Here is a 14876-nt window from a genome sequence, read left to right as displayed (position 1 = left end):
ACCGAATCAAGAAAATTTTGAATAAATACAAATACAGAAATGATATGTGGAGAGTTTAAATGCGTGAAGCTTGGAGATGGTTTGGTCCTAACGACCCTGTATCGATTGCCGATATTAGACAAACAGGGGCTACTGATGTTGTGAGTGCTTTGCACACAATACCTACTGGTGAAGTATGGCCAATAGATCAAATTAAGATCCATAAAGGGTTAATTGAAAAAAACAACAAGAATCAATCCTCTCTTATTTGGTCAGTGGTAGAAAGCATTCCTGTACATGAAGATATTAAATTAGGTCGTGTAGATAATCAACGCTATGTGGATGCTTGGATAACATCCATGGAAAACTTAGCAAAATGTGGTATTAAAACTATTTGTTATAATTTTATGCCGGTAATCGATTGGACACGAACAGATTTGAAATTTCAATTACCAAATGGGGGTTATGCCCTAAGATTTGATCAACAAAAATTTGCTGCGTTTGATTTATTTATTTTACAACGTGAACAGGCTGAAACGGATTATTCAGCAGCAGAAATAAAACAAGCAAAAACTGCATTTTTAGCCATGTCTGAAGCTGATAGAGCCTTATTAGCCAAAAACATTATTGCCGGTTTACCAGGTAAAATGACTGATGCTTATACACTTGATAACTTTAGAAATGCCCTAGCAAATTACAAAAATATTACTAAAGATATTTTAAGAAAAAATTTATTTTCATTTTTAACACAAGTGTTACCTAAAGCTGAACAGTTAGGAGTTAAATTAGCCATTCACCCAGATGATCCACCAAGAGATATGTTGGGCTTACCACGAATTATTTGTACAGCTGAAGATTTAGATATTCTCTTTTCTGCACTACCAAGCCCTGCAAACGGTATTACATTATGCGCAGGAACCTACGGTAGTCGGCCAGATAATAACTTACCTGAAATGGCTAAAGATTTTGGATCTCGTATTCATTTTGCTCACTTACGAGGTGTTGCTAAAGATAAAGATGAACAACGTTCATTTTATGAAGCTGACCATCTATCAAGTGATGTAGATATGGTCAGAGTGATTTCTGCTTTGTTAAATGAAGAAAAAAGACGCGAGGGAAAAAAGGGTAATAATGATATATTTTTTAGACCCGATCATGGTCACCAAATTTTAGATGATATTTATAAACAGGGAAACCCTGGGTATTCTTGTATTGGTCGCTTGAAAGGTTTAGCTGAAATTAGAGGTGTTATTAAGGCTCTTACGGCGGTTGGGTAATATGTTTACGGCAAACTATTGATTGTAAGAGGATGTACTAATACTTTTTGATTCTAGAGGTTAGATATTTAGAAAAAACAAACGCTATACTTTAGAAAAATATAGCGTTTATTTAAAAACAATTCAAAAAATATGGTTTAATTTATGATTGAGTTATTTGTGATTGAATTAAATGTACATCGCGTTGTGGGAACGGAATGCTGATGTTATTTTTATCAAGCGCTTTCTTCATCGCTTCATTAACTTCAAAAAATACAGGCCAATAATCCGTTGGATGACAATGAGGTCTAACAGCTAGATCAACCGAACTATCGCCCATTCCTGTAACACCAACAAAAGGTGCAGGCTCTGTCATTACTTTATCATTCGCTTTTAACACGTCCAAAAGCACGGATTTAGCAAGATCAATATCTGCGTTGTAAGAAATCCCCACAGTAAGGTCAACCCTAATTTTACCTTCTGCAGTAAAATTAGTAATAGAGCCATTAGATACCGCCCCATTAGGTATGATCACTTGTTTTGATTGTGGTGCAATTAAAATGGTATTAAATATTTGTACTTCTTTAACCACCCCTAAATGTCCTTGTGACTCTATTAAATCACCCACTTTATAGGGTTTAAAGATCATGATTAAAACCCCGCCGGCAAAGTTTGCTAAGCTACCTTGTAATGCCAAACCAATTGCCAAACCTGCGGCACCTAACACAGCAATAAAGGACGTTGTAGCGATGCCAACCATTGATGCTACTGAAATAAATAACAGTACCTTAAAAATCCATGAAACCAAACTATCCATAAAAGGAATAAGCGTAGGATCTACTTTTGAGCTTTTCATCGATAGTGTGACGAGTTTACTAATCCCTTTTATTATCCATAAACCAATTATTAGCGTAATAATGGCTAAGGCAAGTTTAGGTGCATACTCTAAACCTAATTCATATGCTTTCACCGATAACGTATCGGCTAGTGCCATTGTATTGTCTATCTCATTCATAAAAACCCTTTATTTGTACGATTAAATTCCTACTCAAGTTTAGCTAATATTTATATATTATCAACTAATTAAGACAGAATTTACCTCATAGTCCTTTAAATTAAACTAGATTAATGATTCTCTGACACCATATTTACCGTGTATTTTGGAATATCAACCACTAGGTCTTCGTCACCCACGATAGACTGACAGCTAAGTCGAGATTCTGGCTCTAAACCCCATGCTTTATCAAGCATATCTTCTTCCAGCTCATCGCCCTCTTCTATGGAATCGAATCCTTCTCGGATGATAACGTGGCATGTTGTACAGGCGCATACCTTTTCACAAGCATGCTCAATACCAATATCATTTTTTAAAGCTACGTTTAATATGCTTTCGCCTTTTTCAGCTTCAACAACTGCGCCTTCTGGACATAACTCTTCATTGGGTAAAAATATAATTTTTGGCATTTTACTTTTCTCTCATTGTCATTTTTATTTAGCTAATGGCTAAAAATTGTCTATTCGTTACAGCTTCTCAACCGACTGACCACTTAATGCTTTGTTAATTGAACTGTCCATGCGACGTTCAGCAAAGACAGCCGTTGCCTGATCTAATTTTTCAATTGCCGCTTCAATTGCATCTGCATCTTCGCCTTGACTGATATCAGCAACTTGCTTAATTACTTTTTCAATTCCTTCTCTTTCTGAATCAGTCAGCAAATGTTTGTCTAAGGTTATAGCTGCTTGAATTGATTCAATTACACGAGCAGCTTCAACTTGTTGTTCTTTAAGCATGCGCGCATCAATATCAGCTTTGGCATTATTCATAGAATCTTTAAGCATTTGTGCAATTTGGTTGTCATCTAAGCCAAACGATGGTTTAACTTCAATACTTGATTCAACACCTGATGATTTTTCCATTGCACTAACCGACAATAAACCATCAGCATCCACCTTAAAGGTTACACGAATATGTGCAGCACCCGCGGTCATCGCAGGAATACCTCGCAATTCAAAACGCGCTAACGAACGACAATCATCAACAAGTTCTCGCTCGCCTTGCAGCACATGTACAGCCATTGCCGTTTGACCGTCTTTAAAGGTGGTAAATTCTTGCGCTTTAGCAACCGGAATGGTGGTATTACGTGGAATAACTTTTTCAACTAATCCCCCCATTGTTTCTAAACCAAGCGAAAGAGGAATAACATCAAGTAATAAAATATCACTATCAGGTTTATTACCCGCAAGAATATCGGCTTGAATCGCCGCGCCGATAGCAACCACTTTATCAGGGTCAATTGACGTTAATGGTTTTTTGCCGAAATATTTTTCAACTTCTGTACGTACTAATGGTACACGTGTAGATCCACCAACCATAACAACTTCTAGCACATCATCAACACCGATTTGTGCATCTTTTAAACTTACGCGACAGGCTCTTAAGGTTTTTTTCACTAAATGGGCAATCAAGCTATTAAAGGTTTCAATTGTTAAAATGGTCGTCCATACGTTATCGTCAGACAAACTTAACTTTACTTCAACACTGGTTTGCGTTGTTAATTGCTCTTTAGCCGCACAAGCTTGTTGCATTAATTGGCGTTCAATTGTGGGTGACAGAGGACGTGTTAACTCTGCTTGTTCAACTAAGTAGTCAACAACAGCTACATCAAAATCATCGCCGCCTAAGGCTGAGTCACCACCAGTCGATAAAACTTCAAAGACACCCTTATTTAAACGGAGAATTGAAATATCAAACGTACCACCACCGAAATCATAAATAGCGATAACCCCTTCTTGATCACCTTTTTGTTCTGAATCCGGCCCATAGGCGACAGCCGCAGCCGTTGGTTCATTTAGAAGACGTAATACATTAACACCACCAATTTAGCAGCATCTTTGGTGCTTTGTCTTTGTGCATCATCAAAATGTCTTGGAACCGTAATGACTACACCAGTAAGCTCACCACCTAATGCTTGTTCTGCACGTTGACTTAATTTTTTGAGAATTTCAGCTGAGACTTGCACGGGGTTTATGTTTCCGTGTCGAGTCATAATTTCAGGATGATTGTCATCCCCACAAAACTGATACGGTAATGAAGGATATTTACTTTGTATGTCGGATAATGATCGACCTATTAATCGTTTTGCCGATACGATAGTATTTTGAGGATCACTGACGCTAAGTGCTTTTGCTTCATCTCCTACTAAAATACCATTACCTTCTGGGGCATCTTGATAACTAACAATAGAGGGTAATATATCGCGACCTTGACTGTCTGTTAAAGTGCTTGCTTCACCACTTTGTACACTGGCAATCAGGGAATTGGTTGTTCCTAAATCAATACCGGCAGCTAACCTATGCTCGTGCGGTACTGTACTTTGACCGGGTTCTGCTATTTGTAATAAAGCCATAGTTCATTTATGTTCTTTTTTGGTTAGTGTCATCACAAACGTAAAAACGCTTGATTAAATTATTTCGTCTATAACAGTCTTTTCGCGCGACTAAACCTGCCTTCGTCACGTTAATCGTCAAACAGACTCTCTTCTAGACGTTCTATTTCAATATTAAGCTTTTGATAAAATTTTAATTTACGTAAATTATCACAGGCAAGGGCATTACCTGCTTCACTGTTTTCAAGCATTTGCGCTTGCAGTAAACTAAAGTGTTGCTGATATTCTTGTTCAAGTTCTTGCTGTGCATTTTCTAATGCTGCATCAACATCTTCAGCCATCTTGACCTCAGCTAACATTTCTCTGAGTTCCATTTGTCTCATTAAAAAACTGGTATCACCAAATGTATGCTGTTCGTTGGGCAAATCAACACCGCGTAAAACAAGTATATATTCTGCTCGTTTTAACGGGTGTTTTAACGTTTGGTAAGCATCATTAATTTCGGCCGATTTTTGCACGGCTAGAAGTTGGTCTTGACTTGATGCATGTGCAAATTTATCGGGGTGAACCTTTTTTTGCAGGGTTTGATAAGTTTGTGACAATTGATTTAAATCGACATCGAAGTTAACGTCAATGCCGAATAATTGAAAGTAATTCAAAATAGTTTTGCTCTACTATATCTAAAGTAACAGAGGCTTTTCGTTTAGCCCCACACTATTCTATCAAGATTCATGGAAAGTGCAGCGTTGACGCCAGTCAATAAGCACAATAGATACTGAAGCTGTTTAAAATAGCACAGAGTTAAATAAAAAATTATACGTTAAAGCTCTCTCCGCAACCACACTCACCTTTCGCATTAGGATTGGTAAACTTAAAGCCTTCGTTCAAGCCTTCTTTCACAAAATCTAACTCGATACCATCAAGGTAAACTAAGCTTTTGGTGTCGATGATAATTTTTACATTTTCAATATCAAATACATTATCATCTTCATTTAAATCATCAACAAACTCAAGCACATAAGCCAAACCAGAACAGCCGGTTGTTTTAATACCTAAACGTAAACCAAGGCCTTTACCTCGGTTTACCATAAAAGATTGAACTCGCTCTGCCGCTGCTTGGCGTCATGGTAACTGACATACTACTTTTCCTGTTTAGCGTCTTGGTGTAAATTGTGTATTGCTGTAAAAATTAGCCGTTCTTGCTTTTGTAATCTTCAATTGCCGCTTTTATTGCATCTTCCGCTAAAATTGAGCAATGAATTTTTACTGGAGGTAACGCTAATTCTTCAGCTATGGCGGTGTTTTTGATTTCGCCTGCTTCCTCTATAGATTTACCTTTCACCCATTCGGTTACTAATGAGCTTGATGCAATAGCAGACCCACAACCATAGGTTTTAAATTTAGCATCTTCAATAATACCATCGGCTGAAATTTTAAGTTGTAGCTTCATTACGTCACCACAAGCGGGTGCGCCAACCATACCAGTAGCTACAGATGGATCATTTTTATCCATAGAGCCAACGTTACGCGGGTTTTCATAATGATCGATTACTTTTTCACTATAAGCCATAATAATTTCTCCTAGCAGTTTCACATTTTTTGGGGCTAATAAACGAATAAAAAGTTAGTGAGCTGCCCATTCAATTGAGTCTAAATCAATACCGTCTTTGAACATTTCCCAAAGCGGTGACATATCACGTAAGTGACCAATAGATTTCTGTATTAATTCAATAGCATAATCAATTTCTTCGCTTGTAGTGAAACGACCGAAACTGAAACGAATAGAACTATGTGCCATTTCATCATTTAAGCCTAATGCACGTAGTACATAAGAAGGCTCTAGGCTTGCAGAAGTACAAGCACTACCTGAAGATACAGCTAAGTCTTTCAATGCCATAATTAATGATTCACCTTCAACAAAGTTGAAGCTTACATTTAAATTACCAGGATAACGTTTGTCAAAATCACCGTTAACAAATACTTGTTCCATAGCATTTAATCCTGCCCATAAGCGATCACGCATGGCGGTAACATGTGCAAGATCTTGTGCCATTTCTTCTTTCGCTATACGGCAAGCTTCACCCATACCAACAATTTGATGTGTTGCTAACGTACCAGAGCGCATACCACGTTCATGGCCACCACCGTGCATCTGTGCTTCTAAACGTATACGAGGTTTACGACTTACGTATAGTGCACCGATACCTTTAGGTCCATACATTTTATGGGCAGAAATAGATAACAAATCTACTTTTAAATGTTGCATATCAATGTTGATTTTCCCTGCACTTTGCGCAGCATCAACATGAAATATAATTTTACGGACACGACACATTTCACCAATTTCAGCAATATCTTGAATCACGCCAATTTCATTATTAACATGCATGATGCTAACTAAAATAGTGTCATCGCGCATCGCTGCTTCAAGTTTATTTAAATCAATTAGCCCGTTATCTTCTGGGTCAAGATACGTTACTTCAAATCCTTGACGTTCTAATTCACGACAAGGATCTAATACGGCTTTATGCTCAGTTTTACAGGTAATAACATGCTTGCCTTTTTTGCTATAAAAATGAGCAGCACCTTTAATGGCAAGGTTATCCGATTCGGTAGCACCTGACGTGAAAACAATTTCACGTGGGTCAGCATTAATTAATTCAGCTATCTGGTTACGAGCAATATCAACCGCTTCTTCAGCTTGCCAACCAAATTTGTGTGAACGTGATGCGGGATTACCAAAATGACCTTCATTAGTCATATACTGCATCATTTTTTCTGCAACACGTTTATCGACTGGGGTCGTTGCTGAGTAATCAAAATATATAGGAAGCTTCATTGGCTTTCTTTCTCCACTTGTACGAGTTATCTGGTATTAAGTTAATAACAATCTATGATTACTATTAACGTGATTACATTATAAGTTAATGGGGATAATCGTTTCTAACGATGGCGCTTTATTTACGGATATGTAAATATCATCCTGTCGTTTAGAAACGGTTTGTACATCATTTTTAGCCACAAGCTCTGCCAAAGAAATACTTTGTAAGAATTCTTCAATACGCCTGCTTAAACCATCCCAAAGGGAGTGTGTTAAACATTGCTCCCCTCCTTGACAATTGCCTTTTCCATGACATTTTGTAGCGTCAACACTTTCGTTAACAGCACTGATAACGTCAGCAATAGCAATTTGTGCTGAACATCGTCCTAAACGATAACCACCACCTGGTCCGCGTACACTTATGACTAAACCGTGCTTACGTAATTTAGAAAATAATTGCTCTAGATATGACAGAGAAATCGCTTGTCGCTCTGAAATATCAGCTAATGAAACTGGTCCGTGTGCAGCATGCATAGTAACATCAAGCATTGCAGTTACAGCATATCGACCTTTAGAGGTTAATTTCATAATTTGCGCCTATATGATCTATTTTAATGACAGGCATTATTAACAATTTTTTTAGTTGTAAGCAGTGCGTGACAATTAATTGCGCGCAATTTTACATAACCCTATAAAATAGTCAAATATATACCTGAGTAATATAGTCAAGTATTTTACACTAAGAAAAGTAAATGAGAAAGCAATACTTGACTATTTTAATCAACTATTGCTTATACTGAATTTATGTTAGTAGTTTTTTGTGCTATTAATGGGTTAATTACATCGCTAAATCTAAAGAGTGATTAGCCTTTATATTTCAGGATCAAAACTTTCAACCTTCGTTTGTCTTCGTTTCGCCGCTGCTTTTTCATCTTCAACAAACTCACCCACTTTCAACTCAGGCAAATCTTTAGGGCAAATATTCCCCCCAAGTTGATTCACTTCTTTGCAAAGTGAAGATACACGCGCATCCATTAAATGCATGTGATCTAACAAACGACCGATTGCTTTTGCAACAGGATCGGGACTATCGGCAGACACAGCATAAGCATCAAAACCAAATTTTCTTGCTGCTTCATCACGAGATTCTTTGTCTAAATGACCATTAAGTTTTTCGTTTAGTTCACTGTCTAATAAGGAGTTAGCATTTTTATTACTATTCACTATACGTGCAGGAATCCCCACTGCCGTTGCATTTTCAGGTAAATCTTTTACCACAACAGAATTAGAGCCAACTTTCCCGCCTTTCCCTATCGTAATAGGGCCAAGCACTTGTGCCCCTGCACCAATAACAACATTATCTTCTAGCGTTGGGTGACGTTTACCAAAGATTCCGCTTGTACCACCGAGTGTAACACCATGATACAAGGTGACATCGTCACCTATTTCAGACGTTTCTCCTATAACAACACCCATACCATGATCAATAAAGAAGCGACGACCAAGTTTCGCACCTGGATGAATTTCCACACCAGTTAACCATCGAGAAAAAGTGGATAATACTCTCGCTAATAATTTCCAATTTGCACGCCATAATCGATGACTAAGACGGTGTATCCAAATAGCATGCAACCCAGGGTAATTAAGCAACACTTCAAATGTTGTACGTGCTGCAGGGTCTCTGTCAAAAACACTGTTAATGTCTTCTTTCATGCGGTCGAACATAGTCTTTCCTTTCCTTTACATTTTTGTTTATTTATCTGAAGTTTTTTCTGTTGGGGCTTTTTCAATAGACGCCCTTTCAATTGATGCAAGAATGCCACGCATCATTTTTACTTCTTTTACATCAGGACGAGCACGATTAAATAAGCGTCTCAACTTAGTCATCACTAAACCAGGGTGACTATCAACAATAAAACCGGTAGAGATTAGTGCATTTTCAAAATGTTGATAAAAACGTTCTGTTTCTTCCGTTACCGGGTAAACTTCATCATCTTCACTTTTCGCGTTTATCTTCTTGCCTATATATTGACCATTACCTGTGCTTCGCTCTTGTTGTTGGTTATCAATAGATAACAAATAACTCGTACGAACTTCGTAACTCAGTGTTTGCACCGCCATGGCTAAATTCAATGAACTGTATTCTGGGTTAGCAGGTATCTGTACATGAAAATGACATAGTTGCAGCTCATCATTAGTTAATCCGCTACTTTCACGGCCAAAGACTAATGCAACAGGATATTCACACGCTTCTACTATTAACTTTTCACCGCAGCCACGTGGTTCGAGCATAGGCCAAGGTAGTGTGCGTGAACGTGCACTTGTACCCACCACTAAACCACAATCTTCAATGGCTTCACTCAGCGTGCTAACCACTTTTGCATTCGCTAGTACATCTGTTGCCCCTGCCGCGAGGGCTTGAGCCTGGCCATTTGGCATTTCGATTGGATCAACTAATATTAATTGACTTAAGCCCATCGTTTTCATTGCTCGTGCCGCACTACCAATATTTCGGCAATCAGAGGTATTAACCAGTACAATACGTACTTGATCTAATAAATTATTTTTCTGTGAATGTGACTTCGGATCTGACATGTTACTTTTGCTCATACTTAGCGTTATCTTTGAGTTACTTCTTCGTAACTCCTCATTTATATGCCTGTGATCCTAACATAGAAGAATACTGCTGTGCCTAATAAAAAGCACGTAAAATCAATAAACCAAGTTTGCTTAACTTAGTTTGTTTTTCTATATAAAAGAGTAACGGCTATTTAGTGAACAATTTTATTTAATATCTCGCTCGCTAAAAACATCCATGTTTGCTATAATCCGCGCGCTTAAATTATACAAGGTGTATTCAAAGCTTAACAAAGCAAATACTCACTGGTAATTTACTAGCTACTCGTTCTTTTAAAAGCCATTTACAAATAGGTACATTATTATGCATCCCATGCTAAATATTGCCGTGCGCGCTGCGCGCAATGCAGGAAAAGTTATTATTCGCTCTTTTGAGCAACTTGAAAAAGTCGAAGTAGAATCAAAAGGTTCTAACGACTTCGTCACTAGTGTTGATAAAGCAGCCGAAGAGACAATTATTGAAACTATTCGTAAATCTTACCCGACTCATACCATTATTGGTGAAGAGTTTGGTTTATCTACTGGCTCAGACGATGATTATCAGTGGATTATTGATCCACTAGATGGTACAACAAATTTCATTAAAGGTATTCCTCACTTTGCCGTATCTATTGCGCTGAAAGTTAAAGGAAAAATCGACCAAGCAGTCATATTTGACCCAATTCGTGGTGAGCTATTCACCGCTAGCCGTGGTAAAGGTGCACAATTAAATGGCATGCGCATCCGTGTAAAAGCACATAAAGAGCTTTCTGGCACTGTATTAGCGACAGGCTTTCCTTTTAAACATAGACAACACACGAATGCTTATATGGCTATGTTTTCTGCTTTATTTCAAAAAACATCAGATATGCGCCGCGCCGGCTCAGCTGCCCTTGATCTAGCCTATGTTGCCGGGTCGTGTAGATGGTTTTTTTGAAATTGGCTTAAAACCTTGGGATACAGCCGGTGAACTATTAATAGTTGAAGGCGGTGGTTTAGTGACAGATTTTGCTTTGGTGGTCATAATCACGCAACATCGGGTAATATTGTTGCTAGCAATACGCGTTTGCAAAAAGAAATTTTAAAAGAAATTCGTCCTTTTTTAGGTGATGCATTAAATAAATAATTTATAACGTGATTTCTTTGAATTAAGCGAAATTAAGCGGGTTTAGGGTTTTGCTGTAAAAACTCTTGGCTTGTTACTTTTATATTTTAGTTCAACAAAGAATAAGTTATATTTTAAAAAAAGCGCCTTTTGGCGCTTTTTTTGCTTTAATAATACCAGTAATATCAATCTTAACCCATGCCTGAGTAACAATGACTTTTTCATCTCACTATATACCACCTCAACACAAACAGTCCTTTAAATATGGGGAGGTTGCCTTAGTAGGTGCAGGCCCTGGCGATCCGGATTTACTAACTTTGCAGGCATATCGCTTCATTCAACAAGCCGAAGTTGTTGTTTATGATCGGCTAGTAAGCGAAGAAATAATGGCATTATTGCCAACTAATTGTGAAAAACTTTATGTTGGCAAAAAACAAGCAAACCACCGTGTACCGCAAGATGAGATAAACCAACATTTAGTCGATTACGCTAAACTGAATAAAAAAGTTTTACGATTAAAGGGCGGCGATCCCTTTGTGTTTGGACGCGGAGGAGAAGAGGCTCAATTTTTATTAGACCATGGTATTGCCTGTCACATTGTGCCTGGTATAACAGCTGCTTCAGCTTGCACAGCTTATCTTTGGTATTCCATTAACACATCGTAAAGTAGCACGTAGTTGCACCTTTATTACCGGAAATGTGCAAGATAATGGTGCCCTTGATTTACCTTGGCAAACACTAAATGACGAAGAGCAAACCGTCGTATTTTATATGGGGATAAAAAGTTTACCTATAATTACCCAACAATTAGTCAAGGTCGGACGCGCTATGAGCACGCCTGCTGCATTAATTCGCAAAGGAACACATGCTAATCAACAAGTCATAAAAGGAACAATAGAGACATTAGAAAGCTTGGTCATATTGCATCACATTAAACCACCTAGTTTAATTGTTATTGGCAATGTAGTTGATACATTTGCTGATTCACAATTGAAAAATTTAGGTTATTTAAGCCCTATTGATAACAAATAAAGAAATGGATTTAAGCGCGCTTAAACTTTTGCATTTTCACATACTTGTTAGCGCCTTTATAATACTTCTCTCGGTAACGCTCAGTACTTTTCACTCTACTTTGATTAATAACAATACCTTCGATATTTGCATTAACCTGTTTTAATAACTTTAAACCTTGCCTAATTTGTTCTCGTTTGGTCTTATTCTCATCAACAACATAAAGTACGCTTTCAACTAATTTTGAAATGACTAGGGCATCACTCACTATGTTAATCGGTGGCGTTTCTATAATGATACGATCATAGTGATTTCCAAAATATTTCAATAATAGCTCAAATCGCTTCATTGATAGAAAAACCAATGGGTTTGCAGGAGTTATTCCAGACGTCAACAGATCTAATTTACGATCTACACCTCTAATGATACATTGTTCAATTGAATGAGTGTCCGCTAATAAATTTGACAAACCGGGTCGATGAACACTTAAATTCATTTTTTTTGCTAAGGTGGGCAACCTCAAATCAGCTTCGATTAATAGTACTTTTTCCATTTCACCAAAAGATCGAGCTAAATAAGATGCAACCGTGGATTTTCCTTCGCTTGAGCTCGAAGATGTCACGGCTAAAATTTTAGGCGCTTTTCTGACCCGATGATACAATATTGACGATCTAAGCGCGTTGACTGATTCGGCAAAACTAAGATCATTACCAAAAAGACCTGCCTGCTTTTTATCAACTTTAAATATCGGTAAAATAGCGATAATATTAGCTTCGGTAAAGTTAGCCTGTTTATACTGTGAGCTTAGAGTATCTCTTAAAAAATCACGTATAATAACAATGACAACAAGCACCATCAAAGACAATATAAAAGCGATGAGTAATGTGAGTTTTTTTCTGGGCGCAATGGCGGTTTTAGGCGTTGTTGCTCGGTCAATAAATCTAACATAGAGATTAGCTTTATAATTACCCATGGCATCCGCTTCTTTAAAACGTATTAAGTACGAGTTATATAATTCTTTATTGGTTCTAACTTCTCTTTGCAATTGAGAAAATTGGTTATCTAGGCGGCTTAACCTTAAATAATTGGCCTTCGCCTCTTTTAATCGATTCTGAGTTGCTTTTACTTTTTCTTTAAGAATTGAATATTCCTCAACAATAGACTGACTTAACGTGACAGCCTTATTCTGTATTCTTTCTTTTACTGCATCTAGCTCTGCTTGGATGGCGATAATTTTAGGATGTTTTGGACCATAACGTCTTGATAATTCGTGCTTCTTTTGCTCAATCGCATCCTCAATACTGCGAAGTTTTATAAAAGCGTTATTATTGCTAATTTCGTTTAATTCAACCAATTTAGAGGGGGCAGCTTGATTTTCAATAATATATTGATAAGTAATTTTTAAGTCATCATGTGTTCGCGTTATTCTGAGTAATGATGAAGTTAACTCTGTCAATTCTCCATCAACAAGTCCCACAACACTTTTTATATCAACAATATTTTCATCTTCTCTGAATTTTTGCAGACTACGTTCTGAAGCTTGCAGTTTCAATTCCAGACCGGTAAGTTGTTCAATTAACCATGTAGAAGTATTTTCTTGTGAGGAAAGATAAATATCGTTTTGATACTCAAGATAGGTTTCTCCTATCTGATTAGCTATTTTTTTAGCTCGCTCAGGACTATTAGATGTATAAGAAATTTTAACTAATTCGGTTTTTGCTAAAGGTTTGATAAGCAAGCGCTGCTGAAAAGTTGAGATTGCACTTTCTAGTAAGATCGTCTTATTACTATGATCACTATTTAAGAAACCGACACTATCTCTAAACTTGTTTTCAATAAACTCATCGCTATCGAGCAAGTTTAGCTTTTCAATCACACGAGCAGCGAATTTTCTTGATTTTAATAATTCAAACTGAGTTTCAATTTGTACAGAACTGACATTAGATTCTTTAAAAGCATCTTTAATAGTTAACGTAGCACTAGGTTTGGTGCTGCCAATCTGTAACGTCGCGGTTGCCTGATATGAGGGTTTTAATAAAGATAAGTAGACAAATACAAGCGCAGTGATAACAAAAGATAATAAAAATATTTTCCAAAGTCGTTGAAAGACCGGCTTAAAGAGTTCATCTAAGCCTAAGCCATCTTCATTATTATGTTTATCTAAACTTTGATTATTCAAAAAAAACTTTGCTCAATTTTTATTATATCATCTGGTTGTATGAGCGTGGCAATACTTGCTTCTATTGTCACTGTCGTCCCTTGAACAGTCCTTGTTATTATCCAATCTTCTTTTGATGCTCTATTTGTTAAACCACCCGCAAGGGCAATGGCTTTATCTAAACGTAAATCCTCTTGGTATGGAAACCCGCCAGGCTTCACCACTTCACCGTGAATGAAAAAAGGTCTGTATTCTACAATTGAAACAGCCACTTGTGGGTTAATTAAATAATCGCCCAACAAACCTGTATAAATTTTATTTTTTACCTCAGTTACAGACAATCCAAGTACACTTATTGGCTCTAAAAAAGGAAAAGAGACCAAGCCAGACCGCCCTATTTTTACTTTAGTTGTTAGATCCTTTTCACCATAAACAACAATTTCTATACTATCGCCTGCACCAAGTAAATAATCACCTGCAGCGACAATTGACGAATTACTGTACAATAAAAAAAACAATAAAGCTAATAAACGCATAAATGTTA

13 protein-coding genes and 3 pseudogenes are annotated in these 14876 nt (G+C 37.2%); 4 read left to right on the top strand and 12 right to left on the bottom strand.

The genetic code is table 11. The annotated features are described in order from the left end of the window. Positions 1-59: 59 nt before the first annotated feature. Positions 60-1256 carry a mannonate dehydratase gene (gene uxuA / locus L3081_RS19120; RefSeq protein ID WP_242287802.1) on the top strand — a complete coding sequence of 399 codons (1197 nt, stop codon included), beginning with the start codon at positions 60-62 and terminating at the stop codon, positions 1254-1256. Positions 1257-1398: 142 nt separating this feature from the next. Here uxuA and L3081_RS19115 read toward each other — a convergent pair whose 3' ends face one another. From L3081_RS19115 to trmJ, 10 genes and pseudogenes are all read right to left on the bottom strand, one after another. Beyond that, positions 1399-2250 (bottom strand): mechanosensitive ion channel family protein, encoded by an 852-nt coding sequence (locus tag L3081_RS19115; protein ID WP_242287800.1) that lies wholly within the window; start codon positions 2248-2250, stop codon positions 1399-1401. Positions 2251-2360: 110 nt separating this feature from the next. Then, positions 2361-2699, bottom strand: coding sequence for an ISC system 2Fe-2S type ferredoxin (gene fdx, locus L3081_RS19110; RefSeq protein WP_242287798.1), 339 nt, complete (start codon positions 2697-2699; stop codon positions 2361-2363). Positions 2700-2756: 57 nt separating this feature from the next. Next, a pseudogene (gene hscA / locus L3081_RS19105) lies at positions 2757-4642 on the bottom strand (Fe-S protein assembly chaperone HscA). Between the two features lie 110 nt (positions 4643-4752). After that, positions 4753-5280: a co-chaperone HscB gene (gene hscB / locus L3081_RS19100; protein WP_242287796.1), complete on the bottom strand. Its 528-nt coding sequence runs from the start codon at positions 5278-5280 to the stop codon at positions 4753-4755. 154 nt (positions 5281-5434) lie between these two features. Next, a pseudogene (gene iscA, locus L3081_RS19095) lies at positions 5435-5759 on the bottom strand (iron-sulfur cluster assembly protein IscA). 51 nt (positions 5760-5810) lie between these two features. Continuing rightward, positions 5811-6191, bottom strand: coding sequence for a Fe-S cluster assembly scaffold IscU (iscU, locus tag L3081_RS19090; RefSeq protein ID WP_242287792.1), 381 nt, complete (start codon positions 6189-6191; stop codon positions 5811-5813). A 54-nt stretch (positions 6192-6245) separates the two neighbouring features. Next, entirely contained in the window at positions 6246-7460 is a 1215-nt protein-coding gene (locus L3081_RS19085; protein WP_242287790.1) for an IscS subfamily cysteine desulfurase, read from the bottom strand. A 78-nt stretch (positions 7461-7538) separates the two neighbouring features. Then, complete coding sequence (gene iscR, locus L3081_RS19080; RefSeq protein WP_242287788.1) at positions 7539-8030, bottom strand: Fe-S cluster assembly transcriptional regulator IscR; 492 nt, start codon at positions 8028-8030, stop codon at positions 7539-7541. A gap of 282 nt (positions 8031-8312) precedes the next feature. After that, positions 8313-9167, bottom strand: a complete 855-nt coding sequence (gene cysE, locus L3081_RS19075; RefSeq protein WP_242287786.1) for a serine O-acetyltransferase — start codon at positions 9165-9167, stop codon at positions 8313-8315. A 27-nt stretch (positions 9168-9194) separates the two neighbouring features. After that, positions 9195-10037, bottom strand: coding sequence for a tRNA (cytosine(32)/uridine(32)-2'-O)-methyltransferase TrmJ (trmJ, locus tag L3081_RS19070; protein WP_420839769.1), 843 nt, complete (start codon positions 10035-10037; stop codon positions 9195-9197). Between the two features lie 346 nt (positions 10038-10383). Here trmJ and suhB point away from each other — a divergent pair. From suhB to L3081_RS19055, 3 genes and pseudogenes are all read left to right on the top strand, one after another. Continuing rightward, a pseudogene (suhB, locus tag L3081_RS19065) lies at positions 10384-11184 on the top strand (inositol-1-monophosphatase). Between the two features lie 191 nt (positions 11185-11375). Next, positions 11376-11828, top strand: coding sequence for a uroporphyrinogen-III C-methyltransferase (gene cobA, locus L3081_RS19060; RefSeq protein ID WP_242287783.1), 453 nt, complete (start codon positions 11376-11378; stop codon positions 11826-11828). A 34-nt stretch (positions 11829-11862) separates the two neighbouring features. Next, entirely contained in the window at positions 11863-12195 is a 333-nt protein-coding gene (locus L3081_RS19055; protein WP_420839766.1) for a uroporphyrinogen-III C-methyltransferase, read from the top strand. A 10-nt stretch (positions 12196-12205) separates the two neighbouring features. Here the strand turns inward: L3081_RS19055 and L3081_RS19050 are convergent, their stop codons facing one another. Further along, positions 12206-14353, bottom strand: coding sequence for a GumC family protein (locus L3081_RS19050; protein WP_242287781.1), 2148 nt, complete (start codon positions 14351-14353; stop codon positions 12206-12208). Further along, the gene (locus L3081_RS19045; RefSeq protein WP_242287779.1) at positions 14350-14868 is read right to left on the bottom strand and encodes a polysaccharide biosynthesis/export family protein; all 519 of its coding nucleotides are present in this window, start codon (positions 14866-14868) and stop codon (positions 14350-14352) included. The genes L3081_RS19050 and L3081_RS19045 overlap by 4 nt, the downstream gene beginning before the upstream one ends. Positions 14869-14876 lie beyond the last annotated feature (8 nt).

This window comes from Colwellia maritima (genome assembly GCF_022669015.1).
In the GTDB taxonomy this organism is placed as follows: domain Bacteria; phylum Pseudomonadota; class Gammaproteobacteria; order Enterobacterales; family Alteromonadaceae; genus Colwellia; species Colwellia maritima.
The sequence above is the reverse complement of the archived record's forward strand: the minus strand, read 5'-3'. Positions and strand labels throughout refer to the sequence as shown.